18 protein-coding genes are annotated in these 23,206 nt (G+C 51.1%); 14 read left to right on the top strand and 4 right to left on the bottom strand.

The genetic code is table 11. From position 1 onward, the window contains the following. The first annotated feature begins 59 nt into the window (after window positions 1–59). The 11 genes from P364_RS0121645 (at window position 60) to P364_RS0121590 (ending at window position 14,398) form a co-directional block, all read left to right on the top strand. Window positions 60–1,070, top strand: a complete 1,011-nt coding sequence (locus P364_RS0121645) for an ABC transporter permease (RefSeq protein WP_024632163.1) — start codon at window positions 60–62, stop codon at window positions 1,068–1,070. 51 nt (window positions 1,071–1,121) lie between these two features. Beyond that, a complete protein-coding gene (locus P364_RS0121640) occupies window positions 1,122–1,997 on the top strand; it encodes an ABC transporter permease (RefSeq protein WP_052016717.1) in 876 nt (291 codons plus the stop codon). A 262-nt stretch (window positions 1,998–2,259) separates the two neighbouring features. Further along, entirely contained in the window at window positions 2,260–3,843 is a 1,584-nt protein-coding gene (locus P364_RS0121635; protein WP_024632161.1) for an ABC transporter substrate-binding protein, read from the top strand. Window positions 3,844–3,939: 96 nt separating this feature from the next. Then, on the top strand, window positions 3,940–5,277 hold the full coding sequence (locus tag P364_RS0121630; protein WP_024632160.1) for a M20 family metallopeptidase: 1,338 nt from the start codon (window positions 3,940–3,942) through the stop codon (window positions 5,275–5,277). Window positions 5,278–5,387: 110 nt separating this feature from the next. Further along, entirely contained in the window at window positions 5,388–6,365 is a 978-nt protein-coding gene (locus P364_RS0121625) for an ABC transporter ATP-binding protein (protein ID WP_024632159.1), read from the top strand. After that, window positions 6,362–7,324, top strand: a complete 963-nt coding sequence (locus tag P364_RS0121620) for an ABC transporter ATP-binding protein (protein WP_024632158.1) — start codon at window positions 6,362–6,364, stop codon at window positions 7,322–7,324. Before P364_RS0121625 ends, P364_RS0121620 begins: the two co-directional genes overlap by 4 nt. 362 nt (window positions 7,325–7,686) lie before the next feature. Further along, window positions 7,687–8,127 (top strand): chemotaxis protein CheW, encoded by a 441-nt coding sequence (locus P364_RS0121615; RefSeq protein ID WP_024632157.1) that lies wholly within the window; start codon window positions 7,687–7,689, stop codon window positions 8,125–8,127. Window positions 8,128–8,411: 284 nt separating this feature from the next. After that, window positions 8,412–11,615 carry a DEAD/DEAH box helicase gene (locus P364_RS0121610; RefSeq protein ID WP_024632156.1) on the top strand — a complete coding sequence of 1,068 codons (3,204 nt, stop codon included), beginning with the start codon at window positions 8,412–8,414 and terminating at the stop codon, window positions 11,613–11,615. 49 nt (window positions 11,616–11,664) lie between these two features. Next, complete coding sequence (locus tag P364_RS0121605; RefSeq protein WP_024632155.1) at window positions 11,665–12,480, top strand: hypothetical protein; 816 nt, start codon at window positions 11,665–11,667, stop codon at window positions 12,478–12,480. A 320-nt stretch (window positions 12,481–12,800) separates the two neighbouring features. Then, window positions 12,801–13,772, top strand: coding sequence for a M15 family metallopeptidase (locus tag P364_RS0121595; RefSeq protein ID WP_024632154.1), 972 nt, complete (start codon window positions 12,801–12,803; stop codon window positions 13,770–13,772). Window positions 13,773–13,981: 209 nt separating this feature from the next. After that, on the top strand, window positions 13,982–14,398 hold the full coding sequence (locus tag P364_RS0121590) for a RidA family protein (RefSeq protein ID WP_024632153.1): 417 nt from the start codon (window positions 13,982–13,984) through the stop codon (window positions 14,396–14,398). A gap of 201 nt (window positions 14,399–14,599) precedes the next feature. On the opposite strand, the gene P364_RS0121585 is transcribed toward P364_RS0121590, so the two are convergent. Next, window positions 14,600–15,673, bottom strand: a complete 1,074-nt coding sequence (locus P364_RS0121585) for a copper amine oxidase N-terminal domain-containing protein (protein ID WP_024632152.1) — start codon at window positions 15,671–15,673, stop codon at window positions 14,600–14,602. 296 nt (window positions 15,674–15,969) lie between these two features. On the opposite strand from P364_RS0121585, the gene P364_RS0121580 reads away from it, so the two are divergent. Both P364_RS0121580 and P364_RS0121575 read left to right on the top strand, forming a co-directional pair. After that, window positions 15,970–16,446: a GNAT family N-acetyltransferase gene (locus P364_RS0121580; RefSeq protein ID WP_024632151.1), complete on the top strand. Its 477-nt coding sequence runs from the start codon at window positions 15,970–15,972 to the stop codon at window positions 16,444–16,446. A 37-nt stretch (window positions 16,447–16,483) separates the two neighbouring features. After that, complete coding sequence (locus tag P364_RS0121575; RefSeq protein WP_024632150.1) at window positions 16,484–17,554, top strand: Gfo/Idh/MocA family protein; 1,071 nt, start codon at window positions 16,484–16,486, stop codon at window positions 17,552–17,554. Window positions 17,555–17,670: 116 nt separating this feature from the next. Here P364_RS0121575 and P364_RS0121570 read toward each other — a convergent pair whose 3' ends face one another. The 3 genes from P364_RS0121570 to P364_RS0121560 all read right to left on the bottom strand — a co-directional run bounded on the left by P364_RS0121570 (window position 17,671) and on the right by P364_RS0121560 (window position 21,948). Further along, window positions 17,671–18,711 carry a zinc-binding alcohol dehydrogenase family protein gene (locus tag P364_RS0121570; RefSeq protein ID WP_024632149.1) on the bottom strand — a complete coding sequence of 347 codons (1,041 nt, stop codon included), beginning with the start codon at window positions 18,709–18,711 and terminating at the stop codon, window positions 17,671–17,673. Between the two features lie 206 nt (window positions 18,712–18,917). Next, window positions 18,918–19,286 (bottom strand): hypothetical protein, encoded by a 369-nt coding sequence (locus tag P364_RS0121565; protein ID WP_024632148.1) that lies wholly within the window; start codon window positions 19,284–19,286, stop codon window positions 18,918–18,920. Between the two features lie 85 nt (window positions 19,287–19,371). After that, window positions 19,372–21,948 carry a UvrD-helicase domain-containing protein gene (locus tag P364_RS0121560; protein ID WP_024632147.1) on the bottom strand — a complete coding sequence of 859 codons (2,577 nt, stop codon included), beginning with the start codon at window positions 21,946–21,948 and terminating at the stop codon, window positions 19,372–19,374. A 430-nt stretch (window positions 21,949–22,378) separates the two neighbouring features. On the opposite strand from P364_RS0121560, the gene P364_RS0121555 reads away from it, so the two are divergent. Beyond that, window positions 22,379–23,170: a zinc ribbon domain-containing protein gene (locus P364_RS0121555; RefSeq protein WP_024632146.1), complete on the top strand. Its 792-nt coding sequence runs from the start codon at window positions 22,379–22,381 to the stop codon at window positions 23,168–23,170. The last annotated feature ends 36 nt before the right edge of the window (window positions 23,171–23,206 follow it).

Genomic DNA, 23,206 nt, shown 5'->3' with positions numbered 1-23,206 from the left:
CCGTCCACAGAGAACCGTAAAACAGCAAGTGAGACATCAGAGTTAAAGGGGTTGATCGATTGTTTGCTTACACGCTCCGAAGGCTGCTGCAGATGATTCCGGCGCTGATCGGCATTGTGGTGATTACCTTCATCCTGTCCCGCGTTCTTCCGGGAGATCCGGCCATTGTCATGGCTGGCGAACAGGCTACGGATGATGTCATTGCCAAAATCCGAATGGACATGGGATTGGACAAGCCATTATTTGTACAATTTTTTAGCTACGTGGGACAGTTGCTTCAAGGCAATCTGGGCTTCGCCTACCATACTGGTCATACGGTGCTGAGTGATTTCGCCACCCGCTTTCCGGCAACCATTGAGCTGACGCTGGCCAGTGTGATTATAGCCATCTGTGTTGCGATTCCGGTAGGTATCATCGCCGCAACTCGAAAAGAGTCTTTTATGGACCACATCTCCAGAGTGTTCTCCCTGATTGGAGCATGTGTACCGATCTTCTGGCTGGGACTGCTATTTATTTACATCTTCTATTCCATCCTCGGCTGGGCTCCAGCTCCAATGGGACGCATCAGTGGGGACCTCAATCCGCCGACGCATATCACCGGATTGTACGTGATAGACAGTCTTATGACTGGCGATATGGTTGCACTCAAAAGCAGTCTGGCACATTTGCTGCTCCCGGCGATATGCCTGAGCACAGGAACAATGGCGATTGTGGCGCGTATGACCAGATCCAGCATGCTGGAAGTCATCGGACAGGATTATGTGCGTACTGCACGAGCCAAGGGCTTGAGTGAAACCGCGGTCGTCGGCAAACACGCCCTGATCAATGCCCTGATTCCCACGTTGACCGTACTTGGCCTTCAGTTCGGTGGATTACTCGGTGGTGCGGTAATTACGGAAACGATCTTTTCCTGGCCCGGTGTCGGCGGTTATGTCACAGATTCGATTCTGGCTGCCGATTATGCACCAATTCAGGCGTTCACACTTGTAAGTGCAATTCTGTTCAGCTTTATAAATCTGGCGGTGGATCTGGTCTATGGATTGATAGATCCACGAATCCGTTATGAATAGGGTCGCCGCGAAAGGAGGAGTACCGCTGTGAGTACTGCCGCACCGACTTCCATGGGAACCAAACCTGTACCAGCGGTTGTTCCCAAACCCAAAACCTTTCTGAGACTGTTGCTTCGCAATCGGCTCGCTGCCATTGGTCTGACCTTTATTGTCACGTGGACTGTCATTGCTGCTATTGCGCCGTGGATTGCCCCTTATGATCCGTACGTGACGAATACGGCTGTGAAGCTGGAATCCCCGTCAGGTGGTCACTGGTTTGGTACGGATAACTATGGCCGGGACATTCTGAGTCGTGTTCTGTATGGAGCCAGAATAAGCATCTGGACGGGCTTGATTGCCGTCAGCATCTCGTTTGTCATCGGGGTTCCGCTTGGTGGAATTGCTGCTTATTACGGTGGACGTACTGGCAATATCATTATGCGGGTGATGGATGTACTGCTTGCCTTTCCCTCGCTGGTCCTCTCCATGGCGATTGCGGCTTCCATCGGCAACGGACTGACGAGTGCCATGATTGCTGTAGGGATTGTCGGCATTCCTGAGTTTGCCAGATTGATGTATGGACAGACGGTATCCTTGCGCGAGAAGGAGTACGTGGAGGCCAGCAGAGCCATTGGTGTAAGGGACAGAGTGATTCTGTTTCGCCACATTTTGCCGAATGCTTTGGCACCACTGTTGGTACAGGCCACACTCGGTATGGGTTTTGCCATTCTGACGGCATCCAGTTTGAGCTTTCTTGGTCTTGGCGTTAAACCGCCTACAGCCGAATGGGGGGCCATGATCTCTGAAGGTCGGGAGTATATCATTTCCGGACAATGGTGGCTCGTGACGTTCCCTGGACTAGCTATAGCCACATCCATTCTTGGCTTTAACCTGCTCGGAGATGGTTTCCGTGATGTGCTGGACCCAAGGTTGCGTTCGGGAAAATAGAGGAGGGTTACATCTGCCTCTACAGAACCGATTCATAGATAGCTGGATGGGGGAACCGATTTGCGGGGAATGCCTTGAGATAAAGGTATGCAAGGTTCTATCACAAGCAGTAGGCGGATCGAATGCTGCTTCGGTTAGTATCAGGAATATAAGCACGCTGCTTATCAGGTACTGGTGCACACATTCGCTCTGTCTAATAAAAGCTGCAACGTTTTACAGTGTCACATCATAAGACTGGTTCAAAAAGGGGAGGAAACTAAAAATGAAAAAGCTCAAATGGTTTTCTGCAATGATTGCTCTTACCGTTGTTCTTGGCGGCTGTGCCAGCAATGCCAACCAGCAGCCTGCGGCATCCGGCTCAGGAGAAAATACGAAGCCTGCGCCTACACTGACGGTTGCTTATTCTGAGGGTGGAACTACGATGGACCCGGCGGAGGCGAATGACCTGACCTCGGACACATTGGTCCTGGCAACCTATGACCAGTTGGTAACCTATGGTGTCAAAACGGTAGATGGTGCTGACGTTGCCAACACAGAGGATATTCAGCCAATGCTCGCCGAGAGCTGGGAAGTGTCTGATGACAATATGACGTATACATTCAAAATCAAAAGCGGTTTGAAATTCCAAAGTGGAAATCCGGTCAATGCGGATGCAGTTGTGTACTCGTTTGACCGTGTGGCGAAATCCAGCTCCGGCAGCTTTCTATACGGCATGGCCGACATTAAGACTGTGACCGCCAAGGACGACTCTACCGTCGAGATCGTACTGAATAAAGCAAACCACATGTTCACCCAAATCATTGCCATGTATACCTTCTCCATTGTGGACCAGAAGTTGGTCGAGGAAAAAGGTGACGATTATTTGAAAACAAATGCAGCCGGATCAGGACCGTTCACGCTTGAGAAATGGGACCCGGCCAGTGAAGCGGTCTTCCAGGCCAACAACGACTACTGGCAAGGTGCACCGAAGCTCAGCAAAGTCACGCTGAAATTCACGAAAGAAGCCTCCAACCGTGTGCTGCTGCTGAACAAAAGTGACGTAGACATGGCGATCGAGATTCCTCCCAAAGATGTTGCGGCTTTGCAGGAGAACAGTAATTTGACGATCAAGTCGAATGCGAGTAACCGCATTTTGTTCTTCGCCATGAACAACAATGTCAAACCGTTTGATAATGAAAAAGTGCGTCAGGCTATCAGCTATGCGATCCCTTATGACCAATTAATCAACGATGTTATGTACGGTCAGGCCAAAGAGATGAAGAGTGCTGTAGCGAGCAACACACCAGGCTTTACGGATGCAGGATATGTGTACGAGTACAATTTGGATAAAGCCAAGGAATTGCTGAAAGAAGCAGGTTATGCGGAAGGATTCAGCTTTGACTTTACCCTCGGTTCCGGATTTGATGATTGGGAATATGACGCGGTTCTGATCCAAGCTGAGTTGGCCAAAATCGGTGTCAAAATGAACATTAACAAAGTGGCTCGTGCTCAGTTCCTGGAACAGCAAAAAGACGGGAATTTGGTCTCTTACATCTCCAAATGGACTTCTTTTGTTAACGATCCTGGATACCACCTGGGCTTCCTGCTCTACGGTGAAGGCTCTTCCAACTACATTCATTACAACAATGCGGAAGTGAACAAACTGTGGGAAGAAGCAGGCTCCGAACCGGATCAGGCAAAACGCAACGAACTGTACATGAAGGCGCAGGAAATCATTACGACCGAAGCGCCATGGGCATATCTTTACGAGTACAACCGGGTTGTTGGCATGAATAACAAAGTCAGCGGATATGTGTATTACCCGGATGAGGTTCTCCGTTTCTATCCACTTAGCAAAGAGCAGTAATTGAACGGACGTCTCGGGGGACAGGCAATTATGCCTGTCTTCTGACGATTCGTATTGACCACAATACAACCCATATTTGGAAGGAGCTTGATCAGAATGGATTGGAAAAGGAAGGTACTTGATGCAATTGAGGAAGGCCAGGACGAATTGCTGGAGCTATGTTCACAATTGATCCGTTTTCCGACAGAGAACCCTCCAGGGGATTCGCGTGAGATTAGCGCTTTTATTATCGAATATCTGCATCAGGCTGGAATCGACACCAAAGTACACGCGGCAACGGAAACCATGTTTAACCTGATCTCGACGTTGAATGGAGAAGGCGCAGACAAGTCAGATAAACATCTCATTTTCTGTGGTCATACAGACGTTGTGCCAGCCGGGGATCTCTCCCGTTGGGATTTTGATCCGTTCTGCGGCGAAATCAAGGACGGATACATGCTTGGACGCGGAGCATCCGACATGAAGGGCGGGCTTGCGGGCCTGATCTATGCAACGGTTATTCTGGCGAAGCTGGGTGTGCCTTTGCGCGGTGACCTGTCGCTGATGATTGTCCCGGATGAAGAAACAGGTGGTGATCTGGGGGTGCCGTGGGTTCTCGAACGTGGTCTTGCAACCGGAACCGCCGCAGTAATCGCTGAACCTTCCAGCCCGCAGCATCCAACGATTGGACAAAAGGGGAGCTGCTGGTTCGAGTTTACGGTGGAAGGCACGCCAGGTCATGGCAGTTTGCAGCCCATTGTAGGGGATAACGCGATTGTGAAGGCAGCCAAAGGCATTGAAGCCTTGCAGCGGCTGTGGGACATCAAGCCGGACATTCCGGAAGAAGTAAAGGATATTATCCGCATCTCGCAGGAATATGCGCGTGACCGCGAACAGGCAGGTCTGGCCTATCAGGTGTTCGACCATGTCACGGTAAATATCGGTTCAATTCAGGGTGGAACCAAGGTAAATGTGGTTGCGGATCGCTGCACTGTTCAGGTGGATTCGCGTGTCCCATTTGGTGTGGATTACCGGGATGTGCTCGATCGTGCCCGCTCGCTGCTGCTTGAAGCGGGAATTGAGTCAGAGCTGAAGCCGTTTGGCTTTCAGGGCAACGCAAACTGGACTCCAGCGCATGAACCGATCGTTAGCCAACTGGTGGAGAGCATCAGCGAAGTGAGCGGCGAGGAAGCGTATGGTGTGCTGCAATGGGCATCCAGCGATGCACGCCACTTCCGTAATCATCAGATTCCGGTCTTGCAATATGGTCCGGCAGAGCTGTCCACGATTCACAATTTTAACGAAAAAGCACCCGTGTGGCAGATTATCCAGTGCGCCAAAGTGTATGCGCTGAGTGCACTTAAATATTTGGGTGTGGAAGGCATGGATGATGATACGTCATTGAAGGATTTGAACGGTGCATCTTCGGAAGAAGCGGCGACCATCAAGCGTTAACTCTTTTCGGGAGAGAAGGGCGATTGAAGAACCAGTGAACGACAGAGTGGTAGGGACATGTGTACGGGTGTAGAAAGATTGAGAATGTAATGGTATGGGAGGGGAACAACATGACTGCACTGCTCGAAGTTTCGGATTTGCGGACAGAGTTTATCACGGATGCAGGCATCATCCGCGCCGTGGACGGGATCAGCCTTTCCATACGGCAGGGTGAGACGCTGGGTATTGTCGGGGAGTCGGGATGCGGGAAAAGTATTACCTCGTTATCGATTATGCAGCTGCTCCCCAAGAAGATCGGCCGTGTGGCGTCAGGACAAGTCCGTTTTCAGGGGAAAGACATGCTCAAGCTGTCCGGACGAGAAATTCGCCGGATTCGGGGTAACCGAATGGCGATGATCTTTCAGGAGCCGATGACCTCACTTAATCCGGTTTTCAAAGTCGGCAAACAAATCTCCGAGGCGGCACGATACCATCTGAAGCTGGGCAAAATAGAGGCTTGGGCACGGTCCGTTGAGATGCTGCGCAAAGTCGGCATTCCCCGTCCTGATAAAATTGCAGAACAATACCCGCACCAGCTCTCCGGCGGGATGCGCCAGCGGGTGATGATCGCCATGGCGATGGTATGCAGTCCGCAGCTGCTCATCGCGGATGAACCGACAACGGCTCTGGATGTGACCATCCAGGCACAAATTTTGGACTTGATGCGTGATCTCCAGCGGACGGAAAATATGGCAATCATGATGATTACCCACGATCTTGGCGTTGTAGCTGAGATGTGTGATCGTGTCATGGTGATGTATGCCGGACAAGTGGTGGAAGAGACGGATGTCAAAACCCTTTTTGCCGATCCAAAGCATCCGTATACCCGCGGTTTGCTGGCTTCGCTGCCACAGCTTGCGGGAGATCAGGATCGTCTTCAGTCTATCCCCGGTCAGGTGCCGAATCCGGCCCATATGCCGTCTGGCTGCCGTTTTGCCCCTCGATGTCCGGTGAAGGAAGCACGATGCGAGACGATACAGCCCGAATTACTGGAGACAGCACCAAGTCACAGCTGCCGCTGTCTGCTGCAACAGGAGGGGATCATATGAGTGCGATACTGGAAGTCAGAAACCTGAAGAAGCATTATCCGATCCGCAAGGGCCTATTCTCCAAACAGGTCGGTGCAGTCAAAGCAGTCGATGGTGTTACGTTGTCCGTGGAGCGGGGTGAGACGCTTGCCGTGGTCGGAGAGTCCGGTTGTGGCAAATCCACCACAGGTCGTGCAATTTTGCGCCTGATTGAGCCGACGGATGGCGAGGTGTTCTTCGAAGGCAAGGATGTACGAAAGCTGCCCCCAGAAGAGCTGCGCCGTTTCCGAACGGATGTGCAGATGGTGTTCCAGGACCCGTATGCCTCACTCGATCCGCGCTGGACGGTACAACGTACACTGGAGGAGCCGCTCATTACCCATCACAAGTTGGGGAAAAACGAGCTGAAAAGCCGAATCGAAGAGCTGATGGAAGTAGTCGGATTGTCTCCCTATCAGGCGCACCGCTTCCCACACGAGTTCTCGGGTGGACAACGCCAGCGGATCGGTATTGCTCGTGCCCTCGCCCTGAACCCGAAATTCATTGTGTGTGATGAGCCAGTGTCAGCGCTGGATGTGTCCATTCAGGCACAGGTGCTGAACCTGATGCAGGATCTCCAGGAACAATTCGGACTGACGTATATGTTCATCTCTCATGATCTGTCCGTCGTCAAGTTCATCAGTGATCGTGTAGCTGTCATGTATCTGGGCAAAGTGGTCGAGCTTGCGCCCACATCTGAGTTGTTCACTGAGGCACTGCATCCGTATACCAAAGCATTGATGTCCGCTGTTCCGGTTCCCGATCCGAATGTGCAAAAGGAACGGATCGTCCTGGGCGGCGACGTGCCCAATCCGGAGAATCCCCCGTCCGGCTGTACGTTTCATACCCGTTGTCCTTATGTGAAGGACGAATGTCGATCCGTTATACCGGATCTGAGGGAGATTTCCCCGGGACGCCAGGTGGCGTGTCATTTGTATTAGGAAGGCAGAATCGAACCAACCGAAGACACTTTCTTGTCCGCGAATCTGGTGGACATGAAGGTGTTTTTGACGTGGGTATCCTTGTCGAGACCGTTGTTCGATTCGAATTCTCTGATCTTTCATCGGGACACAATATCGACATTCCATTATTCCCCAGGTAAAAATTTATCTGACATAGACCGATATAATAGTAAAGGCTTGAGCAGCGTGAAGTCCAAGTAGCGGCAAATGAAGGATCTAACGAAAAACGTGAGATCGTGTTCTTAGATCTGTAGATATCGTGCTAAGTAAATTCTCATGGTAAAGATTATGATAATCAAGACTTCCATGAAACTGAAAACAAGAAGGGTTTGGATATAACTATGGATGAGGAAGTTCAAGTTCAATACATTAATTTCTCGATTGGAAATCAGATTTGTGCGCTTCGTATTGATGAAGTTCATGAAATTATCAGAATGCTCCCTGTGACCACGGTTCCTTTTGGCAGTCCCGAAATCAAGGGCTTTACACCTCTGTACGGCAAAGTGGTTTCTGTGGTCAGTGTACGCGTTCTGCTGGGCATGCCAGATGAGGAGCCTACACCTTCCACACGCATCATTGTTGTGCCTTACCACGACGGTTATGTGCCGCTCGTCGTCGATTCCGTGGATTCCGTTGTGACATATGACCGATTTGAGGAGCCTACGGAAGAATATCGTCGTTACACAACAGGAATATTCAAGGAAATCGCCCACAATGACGATCATGAGGCAGGCATTCTTAATCTGGATGTATTGCTGGGCAACTTAACCAAATTGCAGTAAATGCAACTCATAAGTGACATATACAAAGCACATATCGAATGGATTATGAAAATGCTCCTTACCCCTTTCGGGATAAGGGGCATTTTTTTTGTGTAAGCATCTTTCTTCAAACGCAAAGGCGTGGCGTGTTTCACCTTTTAATAGGCATACACAATATAGTATGAAGTGGTTCAGAGATGTTTTTTCGAAGTGATGTAGCACTTTTTATGCGTAAACGTTTTTAAATCCGAGCATTTTCGTATATGATGGAGAGTAACAATGCGAAGGGATGACGGGAGACTGTAATGATGCAATCGCTGTATGGAGTATGGCTTGGTGACGTATTTTTTTGTTTTTCCGGTGAAACATCGGAGCCGCGTGTGGATGCATGGAGCCACGTGGTAAGGAAGCTGAATTTTGGCGACGGGGGTCGTCTGTTTCAGCCTGCCGCTCTGCGTCTTGCGGAGCTTCGTTGGCCCAATCCGATGCGTAATGCCGCGGAAGCGAAGGGTACGAAGCGGCGTCAATTGCTCGGACGGACGTTGGAAGGACTGGCAATCTCGCCCAAAGATACATTTAAGCTGCTGCTCCATTGGGATGACAGTATATTGAATACGGCAGGAATTCAGGCTGGAGAAGAGATTCGCTACTGGGTAAAAGCAGCACAGTTTACACAGGAACTGCTGCTGCGCGGAGAATTTGCTCCGTCTGCTGAATTTGCCGCCAAGACGGGTGCGCGTCGCCGGACCGGACAAGAAACGCTGACAGGTGTATGGCGTCCGCGTCTGCTGCAGGAAGCGGATGTGGAACGTTTCCGGGAGTTGGCGGAATCCATGCCGCCGATCGGCTTGTCTGCTCCCGGAGCATACGCATCTTCTGAACCGGAATCACGGGAGGAAGCGGGAGCGGCCGTATTATTTTCATTTATGAGCGGAATGGTTCATGCGGTTGTCACGGGTGAGATGGAAGGCATGGATAGTGAACTGTCTCGTTACCGCACATCTTTCCGGCGTGGCTCCTCTCCGGTAGTGGAGTTGTGGTGGAACAGTCTGATCTCGATGTTCCGCCCGGTGACGGTTCAGGGACCTACGGAAGAAATGGCAGAGCTCATTGGAACGCTGCAAGAAGCTGGTGGTACAGCGAGACCGGTGGTAGGAAGTGAAGAAACGGCTCCCACAGAAGGTGAGCTGAAGCTGGTACTGCGGCTGGAACCGCCACTGGGTGATCATGAATCATTGTGGGGAATTACCTTCTGGGCAGATAGTGTGCAGGAATCTGGTCTGAGATTGCCTGCGCGCACGATCTGGGCACATCCGGAAAGGGATCTGGATCGAGGGAAGGTTTGTTATAGTTCAGCTGCAGAACAGCTCCTGATGGCACTGGGTCATGCAGCAGAACTGGCACCGGAGCTGGAAACGGCGCTGCTTCATGCACGACCGGAAGGAATGAAGCTGGAGCAGCAAGCCTTTTTTGAATTTTTAACCTATGCTGTGCCTCGACTGCAGAAGGCGGGAGTAACGGTATTAATGCCTTCCCGCTGGAGCCGTGCAGGGAAACGCCGCGCCGGACTTCGTCTGCAGATGCTCAATCGCGGAACAGAAAGACCGCTTGGAGCTCCGTCTGCACTGGGTATGGAGCAGCTGGTTGCCTTCAAGGCAGAACCGATGCTGGACGGGAAACCTGTTACGGCAGAGGAGCTGGCTGCCCTTGCGGAAGCAACGGTGCCTTATGTGATGTTCCGCGGCGAATGGATTGAAGTGGATACGAAAGAGATTCGCCAGGTTCTGCGTTATATGAAAAAAGAAGAAGAACAATATATGCCACTCTCCGAATGGCTGCATCTCGCAGCTGAGGAAGGCGAAGATACCGCATGGAAGGGGCTTTCCGTCTTTGGTGCGGAATCTGAGGGGCTGCTGTCCTTTTTGCTCGACGGACAGGTGCTCCGCAGTATTGAGCCGCGTCAGGTTCCGGCAGAGCTGCATGGCGAGTTGAGACCTTATCAAGAGCGGGGGTACCAATGGTTGTCCGCCATGCGTGAACTCGGTTTCGGCGTATGTCTTGCCGATGATATGGGACTGGGGAAAACGATTCAGGTTATTACCTGCCTGCTGGACTTGAAACATGAGGAACAGCAGGCCGCGGCTGAGGAAGCACGTGAGCACGAAGCGTTTATGGGAATGGAAGAACAGTCCACGAACGGTGAACAGCCACATGTGCATGATGCGCATCTGCCAGCACTTATTGTCTGCCCTACCTCGTTGCTCGGGAACTGGCAGCGTGAGCTGAAGCGGTTTGCCCCGAATCTGTCGTTATATATCCATCATGGAGGACAACGCTTGCATGGCAATGCTTTTCAGGCAGAAGCGCAGTCCCATGATATTGTGCTGACGACCTATCATCTGGCAGGCCGGGATGGCCCGGATCTGGCTTCACTGCACTGGTCTACCGTTGTGCTGGATGAGGCGCAATATATTAAGAATTACCGTACGAAGCAAGCGCAAAGCGTCATGCGACTATCTACGCCACATCGTATTGCGATGACGGGTACACCAGTGGAGAATCGGCTAAGCGAACTGTGGTCCATTTTCCAATTCCTCAATCCGGGGTATCTGGGTACGGCTTCTTCATTCCGCCAGCGGTATACAGGAATGGGTCCGTCGGAAGAAAATGCAGCATCTTTGCGTGAGCTTCATCGGCTGGTATCGCCCTTTATGCTGCGCAGGCTGAAAAGTGATCCGGATATCCGCAAGGATCTGCCGGAGAAGCTGGAGTTAAAATCCTATTGTTCTCTGACACCAGAGCAGACCGTTCTGTACCAGCGAGTGGTGGATGACCTGATGGGCGGATTGGATGGACGAAACGGTATTGCCCGTAAGGGGATTGTATTGTCCTCTCTGACCAAGCTGAAGCAGATCTGTGATCATCCTGTACTGGCGGACAGCAGCCGCAAGGATCATGGCAAGGCAGAGGCGTCCGGTAAAATGGAGCGTCTGTTGGAGTTGCTGGATGCGATCCGTGATAACGGTGAATCGGCGCTGATATTCACTCAGTATGTGGCGATGGGCGAATTGCTCGTATCCCGGCTTACACAGCGGTATGAGGAAGAACCGTATTTCCTGCATGGCAGTGTGTCGAAGTCGCAGAGGGATGATATGGTGGAAACTTTCCAAAAAGGGGAGGGGCCGTCCCTGTTCGTCCTGTCTCTACGTGCCGGGGGTGTAGGTCTGAATCTGACGCGTGCCAGTCATGTCGTTCACTACGATCGATGGTGGAATCCTGCGGTGGAGAATCAGGCAACGGACCGGGTATTCCGGATTGGGCAGAATCGAAACGTGCAGGTGCATAAGCTGATCTGTCAGGGAACCCTGGAGGAACGGATTGATGAGCTGATTGAGAGCAAAAAGGCGCTTTCTGAGCAAGTCGTCGGTTCTGGTGAGAACTGGTTGACCGAAATGTCGGATGATGAGCTGCGTGGCCTGATTTCGCTTCAGGGCGAGACATGGCTGTAAGTTTTAAGATATATAGGGAATATAGATAGAGATAAGGAGGGGGATTGTTGTGAGCGAAAAATGGAATGTAGAGCTGCATATGTCCCCCGGTGGATGGACAGCAGAAGTTAGTGCCGCTGCTGATGCAGGCAAAGAGGCGTCAGTAGCAAGCAAGGCCGAATCAGCCAAAGGCTTGTTCACGGTAACAGGCACGCTGCCGCAGCTCAGTGAAGCTGAACGCGAGGCTGTGCTGGCACAGCTGCGCAAGCGACCGCTGTCGCTGTACGCGCTGTTGCGCGGCGGCCCAGCTCCGGCAGAGCTCGCCGGGCTGTTGCCCGCTGCGCCAGCGGCTGAGGCCGCGCCTGGCACAGCCGCTGGCGGCCCGCTCGGCGCTGGCGGCGCAGCGGCGTGCAGCTGCGGCCGCCCGGGCTGCGCGCATGCCGCGGCCGCTGAGCGCGCCATCGCCGCGCGCTTCGCGGCCGAGCCGCTGCTGCAGCTGGCGCACGCCGGCCTGCCGCGCGAAGCGCTGCTCGCCGGCGTGCTGGGATCATGGGCGGAGGAACTTGCCCATGATCCCAGCGGCCCCGGCCGCGCAGCCGAAACGGCCGGCCGCCCGCAAGCGCGGGGCGGCGAAGGCGGCGCAGCCGTCGGCGAGTGGATCGCCGAGGCAGCCGCGGACGGCGCCATGCACCAGCCGGGGCCTGGCTTCGGCGCCGTGAAGGTGCGGCTGGCGCAGCCGGGCAAGCCCCCGGCGACGCCGGAGTTGGTGGCGCTGCTGCCAGGCGTGCCTACCGCTGCAGGGCTGACATTGATCCGCGAGCGCGTAGCTGCGCGGATGTGGGAGGCTGTCCAAAAGAAGAAGAAGGACAGCCCGGCAACCAAATGATACACCACTCGGAGCGGGGGAGATCTCAGATCATCCCCCGCTTGTTTGTGATGTGCATCAGCACAAGCTTTTTATCTGAAATGGTTGTTGCACCCATTTCCAATTCCTTTTTTTGTGTAGAACCTTGGGATACGGTTCTAAAAGTCCAAAAAACGACCGTACAAGCTGTACACCCGGCATATCTTTAGGGTGACCTCCTCTCAAGGGGGTCTTTATCGGTGGAGCTTCGCTGCAATTTAAGGTATACTGTCGCAGGGGAAGACAAGCCCGCATGCACGAATGCAGCAATCATTATTACAATATGCGATAGGAGTTTTTACATGAAATTACGTACAGGACGACAGCGCCACGTTGCGGTTATGCTGTCCTCACTTATGATATGCGGAGCTTTGCTGTCCGCTTGCCAGGACGGTTCGGGCTCAGAGGAGAACAAGGGTCTGAACGCGGCAGGGAGCGCACAGCAAGAGACGGATGGTACCACGGTTCATTTGACCGAGGATACTGGCAAAGATGGCAACAACACAGGTGTGGATGACAGCTCATCTTCGGACAATAGCAGTGAAGGCACGGACAGTGGTTCCGGCAATGCTTCAACCGGAGAAGAGGGTTCCTCCGATGCAGGCAACGGAGCTACAACAGAAGATCCACTCATGGAGAAGCGCAGCATTAGTGCACTGCAAACGACGATTGATACACAAGCTGTGGTTACCAACGCACAGGCGATGACCGTCATCGTTAACAAACAGCGCAGCTTGCCTGAAGGCTACGAGCCAAGTGATCTGGTGGAGCCTAACGTACCGTTCTCCTTTGACGGACCGCATGAGAAGCGTCATTTGCGCAAGGAAGCTGCCGAGGCGCTGGAGAAGCTGTTTGCAGGTGCCAAAGCGGACGGCATTGAGCTTCGTGCGGTGTCTGGATACCGTTCGTATGAGCGTCAAGTATCGATCTACAACAATAATGTCAAAACCAAAGGTCAGGAATACACGGATCGTGTAAGCTCTGTCCCAGGCCACAGCGAACATCAGACCGGGCTTGCGATTGACGTTTCCAGTCCAAGTGTGGGCAATGCGCTGGAAGAAGTGTTTGGCACATCGAAAGAAGGCCAGTGGTTGGCCGAGCATGCAGCAGAATACGGGTATATCATCCGCTATCCGAAAGGTGAGGATGATATAACAGGCTATGTGTATGAGCCATGGCATATCCGCTATGTCGGCACCGATTTGGCCCCTGATGTTGTGAAAAGCGGATTGACGCTGGAAGAATACTTTGACGAGGCTAATATCAAGCTGTAAGCAGATTGCTTCATATTTTGCATACAACTTACCAGTATCAAGAGTCCCTGTAAGAACGCCATTTACTGAGGCGAATGGGTTGTCTTACAGGGATTTTTTGATGTGCACAGAATTAATCTGGAATGAAACGGATTGTCTGGAAGGGCAGTGGGCTGATATACTTCAAAGATTAATTAAGGAAAATGACAATTAAAGCGAGGGAAAGCAGAATGAGCAGACAACAGGTTTTTACGGGTTCCCCATGGGAGCCGCTTGTGGGATATTGCCGAGCCATCCGTGTTGGTAACCGAATTGAGGTGGCTGGTACAACGGCCATGCAGGACGGCGTGGTTGTTGGAGCGGGCGATCCATATGCACAGACAAGATTTGTTTTGCAGACTATTGAGAATGCACTGAAAGAATTGGGAGCAGACATGTCTCATGTCGTGAGAACCCGGATGTTCGTAACTGATATTTCCCGGTGGGAAGAAGTGGGCAAGGCTCATGGTGAATTTTTTGGTCAGATCCAGCCTGTCGCCACGATGGTAGAGGTTAGTGCGCTCATTGATCCTTTGCTGATGGTGGAAATTGAGGCGGAAGCGATTATTGATGCAGAAGCTGAAACGGATGGCGAAATAACGAAATAGAGCTATTATATACATTTCGTGAAGAAATTTTTAGGACAGAACGTTATACATTGATTATGTAAAACTCAGGATAGAGAAATAACCTTACCCACACCTCCATGGAAAAGGAAGTGGGGTAAGGTTATTTTTGCATGATGAACATAATGTCACTATGCTGGTGGAAGGCAGCGACCTAAACAGCTAGTCGTTCCTCCATGCTGCTTATTTTGCTTCAGGTTGCTCGGTTGGTGTTTCGATGACTACTTTCCAAGCCGTTCCGATTGGCGGCAGGCTGCGAGTCAGGACCGGGCTATAGAATCCAATGACTTTGGCCCCTTTGGTCAGTTCCTCTGCTTTGATGGTTTCCCCTTCATGGTTCACCAGTTGTGTATCCTTGCCAATGTTAAGAATAACGTGATCAGGTGCTGTCTCAGTCAGGCGTGTGCCAGAGATTTCAATTTGGATCATGTTGTCTGCAGCCGTTTTTACATTTTCAATCGTGCCTGCTGTACCCAGAACCTCTTTCAATTGTGCTTCGGAATCTGAAGCAACGGTATCCAGCACAGTGACCTTGTAGGTAGGTGTTTGCGGCGGTAAACTGAGGGTTGCAATCTCTGAATGCTCCGCTTCCACGTTCATACCAATGGTCAGATCAGTGAGTTTGATATCTTTGCCATCCGCGGATTTGAAAGTAGTATCCTCACCGACATTAAGTACGATACCGTCTGTACCTGCACCGCCGATATGGATGGATTGATATTTGCCTTCGCTATTGATTCCTGTAATGACACCACGCTCAGTAACGGTTTTCACGTCCTCTTCAAGAGAGATGTTTACCTGGTTTCCTGTTGTTTTCACTTGACCATGCAGTACTTCTTCTGCAAAAGAAGCGGGTACGAACAGTTTGCCATCCGTGATTTCGGGTGTTGTTCCCAGTTTAAGCAGCATTTTATTGACCGAATACTGGTCTTTGCCTGTAGTGACAAGTGTCCAGAGCGTTCCTTTGGTCAATTCGGCAGATTTGTTTTCCTTGTTCCATTTCAGTTCAATGCCAAGTGCCTCCGTGAGATCGCGCAGCGCAATCATGGGTACTTGACCATCCTTGTTCCAATAACCGTCAGCCATTGGCGCGCCGTTCACAGTTACTTTAACGGCTTCAGTTGCTTTGCTGTCAGCGGATACGGAGGTTGAATTAACGGGCTGTGTACTGTCCAGGGTAGCTGCATATGCAGCTCCACCGCTCAGGGCCAAGGACAGGACCATCAGGGCGCTTACTTTTTTCATGCTGTTGTTCATTGTTGATTTTCATCCCTTCTAATCTTGGTTATATCGCGGTAAACTCCTAATTGGGGCCGCGCTTCATTCTTATAGACGGGACAACTTGATCAAGGGTTGCACTTGTTATGTAAGTTATGGAAGAAGTGTGTCAGTTCTAATTTGCAATATCAGTCATCTTGCAGGTTACAGGCATCAAGATAGGGTTAAGTTTCAAGAGAGTGCTATAACCTGTGATTTACATTACGGATCGTCTTGATGTTGGTTTGAATTCAAGTGTGGTTGCTAACATTCAATACAAGGAGGAACAAGGTCAGATGAGTGATATGTTGGTGGCGCTTTACCATTTGCCAGAGCAAGAGAGTAGACTCAAAAAGTTGGAGGATTCCTCCATTGTCATCCGAAGAGCCATTGCACCAGAGAAGCAGCTTGTGCTGGATTGGGTAAGATCCCATTTTAGTCAGCCCTGGGTGGATGAATGTGATGTGGCTTTTGCACGTCAACCTGTGACTTGTTATATTGCACTTGAGCATGGGAAAATGATCGGCTTCGCTTGTTATGAGGCGACGTGTCGCAATTTCTTTGGTCCAACAGGTGTTAGTCAGGAGGCGCGGGGCAAAGGTGTAGGTACAGCCTTGCTGCTGGCCTGTATGCACGCCATGAAGGCAGATGGTTACGCTTACGCGATCATAGGATCGGCAGGACCCGTAGATTTCTATGCTCAGACACTGGGGGCCGTGAAGATCGAAAATTCAACACCAGGGATTTACAAAGGCATGCTCCGGGCAGACTAGACCATAACCATGTTCTGGAAAGGTAAGGAGGAAGAGGATGAGTACGAGTAAAATGCTGCATATCGGTATGATTGGCACAGGGTCCATCTCGGATCTTCATATGAGGTGTTACACCAAGAACGAGAATGCCGTCATTTACGCCATCTGTGACCTGAACGAACAGCGTGCAGCCGCAGCCGCAGAGAAGTATGGTGCACAATCCGTGTACACCGATTATCGGGAGATGCTGAAGGACCCGCATGTGGATGCCGTTAGTATCTGTACGTGGAATAATACCCATGCCGAATTTGCCATCGCGGCTCTGGAGGCTGGCAAACATGTGCTGCTGGAAAAACCGGTAGCAACCAATGTGGAAGATGCGCTGCGGATTGAAGAGGCTGTGAAAAAAAGCGGATGTACCTTTGTTGTGGGATTTGTACGTCGTTATGATAATAACATGCAGATGGTGCGCAGTTTCATTGATGCCGGTGAGTTTGGTGAATTGTATTATGCCAAAGCCTCTATCCTGCGACGCTTGGGAAATCCCGGAGGCTGGTTTGCGGACAAGAACCGTTCCGGCGGTGGCCCGCTCATTGATCTTGGCGTACATATTATTGACCAATGCTGGTATCTGATGGGCAAACCGAAGCCTGTTTCGGTGAGTGGCAATACGTATCGAAAACTGGGCAATCGTGCCCATATCGAGCATCTTTCTTTTTACAAAGCCGCAGATTACAGTTCTGCTGTCAACAATGTAGAGGATATGGCGAATGCGCTAATTCGCTTCGAGAACGGGGCTTCTTTGGCGGTAGATGTGAGCTTTACCCTGCATGCACGTGGGGAAGAATCTTCAGTTAGATTATACGGCGAGCGTGGTGGGTTTGAACTGGAGCCCGAGACACTCATCGTCACCGAGAAACACAATACGATCCTGAATATCCAGCCCCAGACAGACTACAAGGGTCTCGATATTCACGGTGCCTTCCAGAATCAGATTGATCACTTTGTGGATTGTTGTCTGAATGGTACTGAACCAATCAGTCCCATTGCGGATGGTGTGGCTTCAACCAGGATGCTGTGCGGAATCTACGAATCAGCCGAAAAAGGCCAGGAGATTCGTTTGGACTGATATAGGAGATTGAATCTAAAGTAGTATTAAAAGGGTGTTGTTTCTCCGTCTTAACTTTGGAGAGACAACACCCTTTGGTTGATTCATTGATCGTGATCAGACTAGACGGATGTACGTTACTTTTCAAACCCTTCTAACACGATTTTGCCAATCGCAGTACCCGATTTGCTCTTTCGGTAGGCTTCCAGCAGGTTAGCCGCATTAATTGGTTCGATCCGCTCTGCCATCGTTGTGTGAATTTTTCCGGCATCCACCAGATCTGCGATTTCATTAAGAAGAAGATGTTGTTCAATCATATCATCTGTCTGGAACATCGGACGGGTGAACATCATTTCCCAAACGAGTGTTACGCTTTTTAAAAATAACTTTTGAAGTTCGGCTGGTTTTTCAAACGGCAGAACTGAACAAATCTTTCCTTGTGGCAAAATAACTTCTGCCATCTCGGCCATATGCTCATCTATATGATTAAGCACGAAAATATATTGTACCCCGACTAGTCCGAGATCTTTAAGTTGGGGTGCGAATGGCTGATGATGATTGATCACGTGGTCTGCTCCGTTTGATTTTGTCCATGAGATCGAGTCGGGACGAGAGGCAGTTGCTATGACTCTAAGGCCAGCCAACTTGGCTAATTGAGTAGCGATCGATCCGACACCTCCCGCTGCCCCGATTATAAGTATACTGTTACCTTCGTTATCCGATGCATTCCTGGAGATGCCCAAGCGCTCATAAATAGCTTCTCCTGCTGTAAGACTTGTCAGAGGTAAGGCTGCCGCTTGAGCGAAATCCAGACTTTTCGGCTTTCTGCCCACAATTCGTTCATCCACTAAATGAAACTCACTGTGTCCGCCTGGGCGCGTATTGCTCCCCGCATAATATACTTCGTCACCAACGTTGAACAAATGGCAATCGGAGCCGATGTCCACGACCACGCCCGCTACGTCACGACCAGGTATGGTCAGGGATAAATCGTCCGAATGTTTGGAACTATGCGACCTCCAATCCGTCGGATTGACAGACACTGCTTTCACTTCAATAAGTAAATCCTGTCCTGTAGGTTTTGGTTTCTCCACTTCCACCTCCTGAAATGGCGGTATGTCGGCCTCTAACCCAGGCTCGTAATATCCGAACGCTTTCATCATGATTGAATTTCCCATGTCGATAGTTATCCTCCTTGCAGAAATAAGTTAATGTATATATAAATATATGACATAATATCAAAAATAAATAGTAGTATCATTTTTGGTTTATAGTATCAATATTGATACTATTGGGACTGAATCTGTAAAAAAATAAAGACTTCCATCACTCCTGAAGCAGACAATGGGTCTGTCATCGGAGAGGAAGTCTTTGTGAAAAGAGTTCATTTATTAAGCGGTGAATTCTCATATCCCGGGTCATCATAATCCGTATCTTGCAGCCGGGGAAGTACATTCATGCTCTCAATCGCTTGTCGGCTATCCGGAGTACCATGGTCATACAGAAAGGAATACAGCAGCGTCATGCCATCCGAGAATTGCTCCGTAGCATCGTCATGATCAGCCGATTTATAGGGTACCGGGGCTCTCTGCAGTGTATAGGCATCTTCATCCTCGAGTACTTTCATTAGGTCTTTCAGCCGATTTAACTGTTCATCGTCGACCATGACTTCAAACGGTGTTGATTCGTTCTTGGTCTGTTCAATGAGATTATGGGTTACCGATACATAGTAATGCTTTTTGCCGTCCTGCATAATCCAACCTCCATTCTAAAATGGAAAAAAGACGCTTCTACTGTTAATAAACAGCAGCAAGCGTCCTGAAACGAATGGTAATCGTTTACCTTCCGAACCGACCGGTTACGGGAACCTTACGGGTACTGGCTTCCATCTTGCCTGAGCACAGCGGACAAGGAGGGGGCCCAGACGCTGCCTTTTTGGATGCTTTGGCCGAAGGTACATCCGGTTTTTGGCGCAGCCAAGCTTTGCAGGTGGAAGAACTGCATTTCCAAATCGCTACAGTCTCTGTAAGTTCAGCATCTCCTGAGGTGCGCGATACCGAACTGGACGAAGACGAAGTTGCCTGACTCACACCCGTAGTGCTAAATGCCTTGTGGTTCCCAATGATGCCACTCCCGCGCCGTTCACTGAGCCGATCATCGTCACGTTCATTATGAACATCGAAGTCACGACGTTCATTGTTACTGATTGTCCGTCTGTGTACCACGTTCCTGCCTTCAGAACGGGCACCAGAGTGGGAGTTCTGACTATTGCCATTTCCCTTGCCGTATGAAGCGTGATGGCCAGTTCGGGCTTCATCGCGGTTTTTGCGTTTGTCCGGCACCTCCATGCCGAAGGCCTCCAGCAGAAAGCGGGAAACGTCCGCCGGTTTTCCGTGATGACTGGCGGGAGAAGTGACGTACAAATACTGCTTCGCCCGAGTGATTGCAACATAGGCGAGCCGTCGCTCCTCTTCCAGAGCCATGTCCAATTCTGCATCCGTCTGCTGCACCGTAAGGGCAGCCTTCTGGTCTTCCGGAATATCCTGCCGCAATGCCGTGCTGTGAGGCACGATTCCTTCGCTGGCCCCGATCCAGTACACGCATGGGAATTCAAGTCCCTTGGCCCGGTGGATCGTCATCAGTTGTACCGCGTCACTGTCCTGAGCACGACGCAGTGATTCCATCTCACGGTGTCTGCGAGAGAGCTCATCAGCGAATTGAATGAACTCTTCCACGGTTTCGAATTTTTTGGCGGCGGCTTCGAACTCGTCCAGAGTCTCCAGCATCGTTTCCTTGTAATGGGTGAAGATGCTTGGATCACCGCTCTCCATATATTTGTCGTAAAACTGGCGGCGCATCTCCTGGATGGCGATCACCGGTTTCAGCTTCGTTAGCGATTTGATCAGCTTGATACGTTCCTTGACCTGTTCCTGCTGGAAGGGCTTCAGCTTGTCCCATTTGGCCAGATGGATGAGCGGATATTTCTTCGCTTGCTGCTCTTCACTGCGCTGAATCCACTCCAGCCCTGCATCGCGGGATACATAGAGAGGTCCCAGCGCACTTGGCAGAGCATCTACAGCACGTGGGTTCAGCGACAAGCGCATGTGATCCATCAACGGTCGAATCAGTGACTGGTCATAGAAGACCGGGGAAGCGCCGTGTTGTACAAACGGCACATCTTTCAATACAAGCTGCTCAAATATAGCCCGGCTGCTGCTGGCTGTCCGATGCAGAATCGCGATATCCCGATATGTATGCAGACCTTCCTCGATTTGCTGACACAACTGGTTAACAACCCAAGCGGCTTCTTCCTCGGCATTGGAGGGGGTGGCGAACCGTGGCGCATCTCCGCGATGCCCGGCTGCGCGCAGCCGCTTGTCGCGTCTTCGTTTGTTCCGGGCGACCAATTCGCTGCCTAGTCCCAGAATGCGCGCATCGCTGCGGTAGTTGATATCCAGCGTCACGATGCGTGCACCGGGGTATACTTTATCGAATTCCAAAATAGATTCCTGCCGTGCCCCATTAAACGTATAGATCGTCTGGTCGTCGTCTCCCACAACCATCAGATTGCGATGGGCGGCAGCCAGTTTTTGTACAATTTCATATTGCAGACTGTTCGTATCCTGGAACTCATCGACCATAATGTACTGAAAACGCTGCTGAAGCGGACCCAGGACAGCAGGATCACGAAGAAGTGCGGCAGCTCGCAGCAAAATATCATCAAAATCCATCTTGTTGCGATCCCGCTTCCAGGCTTCATAACCAAGGAGAACACGTTTGGCGTCTCGTTCCTCCTGTGATTTTTCGGGGAGATCGCTCGTCTCAGATCCTTGCATTTTCCAGGCGGACAGCATGGCCAATAGGCTCTCCGGCTGAAAGGCCTCACTCATGCCATTCTGGCGCAGGAGCATCTTAAGTACGGTATGCTGAGCGCGCGACTCGCCAAAAATCTCTTCCTGCACGCCGTAATGACGAAGCAGCGTCAGCGCGAACGAGTGGAATGTACGGGCCTGCACCGCTCTTGCAGCTGCTGGACGAATGCCAGGCAGCGAAGCGATGCGGTCTTTCATTTCGGTGGCAGCTTTGTTCGTGAACGTCACCAGCAGGATGCTTCCCGCGTGAACACCACTAACCTCCATCAGGTAGCCGGCTCGTGCAGCCAGTACAGTTGTTTTGCCGCAGCCAGCTCCTGCGAGAGTTAACAGGGGGCCTTTGCCGTGGCGAACCGCTGAGATTTGGGGCCCGTTTAGACGGATGCCTACCTCTTCCAGAGAGCGGAAATATGGGGCATCCCGTTCATCACTGCCAACGAGTTGTCTACTGGTCTCCAATGGAGCCGAAGGGGACTGGGGCAGGGATGCCGCCGGGGTAACTCCGAGCGGACGGGGGTAAAACGTTGAGTTCGGACTTAACATCATTCATCCACCTCTATATGCATTCAGGGATAGGACTATCCCGGCTTAAAAGTAATTCATTTGCCCTTTTCACAATCGCATTGTAAATTGGTATGATAGGGTTAACCGCCCAAAGAGGCGGATCAACAGGGCCAAAGCTTCATTATACCCGAACGTATGGTCCTGACGAAAGCCCCCGTATTCATCCAGCATCGGCAGAAAACGGGCATTCGCGCGCGATTTCGCAACTTTTTGGCATGATATCGTATAAGTTATATGCTGAGCTTTTGCATAAGATCAGGAGAGTGACTTCCAATCAGCATACATATGGATCGGAATGCTCGTATCCCTCGGTAGGTTGTACCGCTTGTGATTATATCGAGTTATGCAAAATGCTATACTATGGAAAATTAAAATGATATGGGTTTTGACGGGATGAGGAGGAGATGTTATGAAACTGCTTCAACGAATTAAAAACGGAGCAAACAAAGCAACAGAGCGTGCCCAGCACGCCGTTGAAATCGGCAAAATAAATAATCAGATTGTGGGCTTGCAGCAGGAACAGGAAGTCCATTTTACAGATATGGGTCGTATCTTCTATGAAGGCTATCGCGCACAGGACTTGACGCGTGCCGAAAAAGAGATGGTGGATCTGTCGGGGCTGTGCGACGAATTGCAGGACGAAATCGATGGCTTGCGCAACAAGATTGCACAACTCAAAAATGAGCGCTTATGCGAGTGCGGACATGTCGCTTCACTGGATGCCAACTTCTGTCCAAAATGCGGACGCAAGTTGGGCGAATTCAAACCCGCAGCAGCGTCTGTAGGAGCGACGAGCCCTGCGAGACAGGAAGCGGCCGTGGCTCATAGCCCGGAGCGACCAATTTATGATGCGCCAACTGAAGAGGAACTGGAGGAAGCTGAGCCGTATCACACGGTGATTCCGTCCATTGCGGATCTGGAGACCGAATCCGAGTATAACAGCACAGAGTTTACCCAAGAGGAAAAGGAAGCGTTCGATGCAGAGTGGGAACGCCGTCGGGATGAAGAAATGCAGCGGGAGCGTGAGCGTCAGCAGGAGCTGGATGAGCGCATTCGGTACTGGAAAGAAAATAATCCGATCGTGAACACGGTGGACGTACAGACCGAAGTGCCACGCGAGATGGTGAATTGTCAGATTTGTGCGGCTGAGCTGCCCAAAGGTTCGAAATGGTGCCCACGCTGCGGAGCAGAACAGATCTGATGCAGTAGAAAGCGCTGCGGAATCATTGTGAGGCAG

The organism is Paenibacillus sp. MAEPY2, from assembly GCF_000499205.1.
In the GTDB taxonomy this organism is placed as follows: Bacteria; Bacillota; Bacilli; order Paenibacillales; family Paenibacillaceae; genus Paenibacillus; species Paenibacillus vandeheii.
Note: the sequence above shows the minus strand (reverse complement) of the source record. Positions and strands in the feature narration are given on the sequence as shown.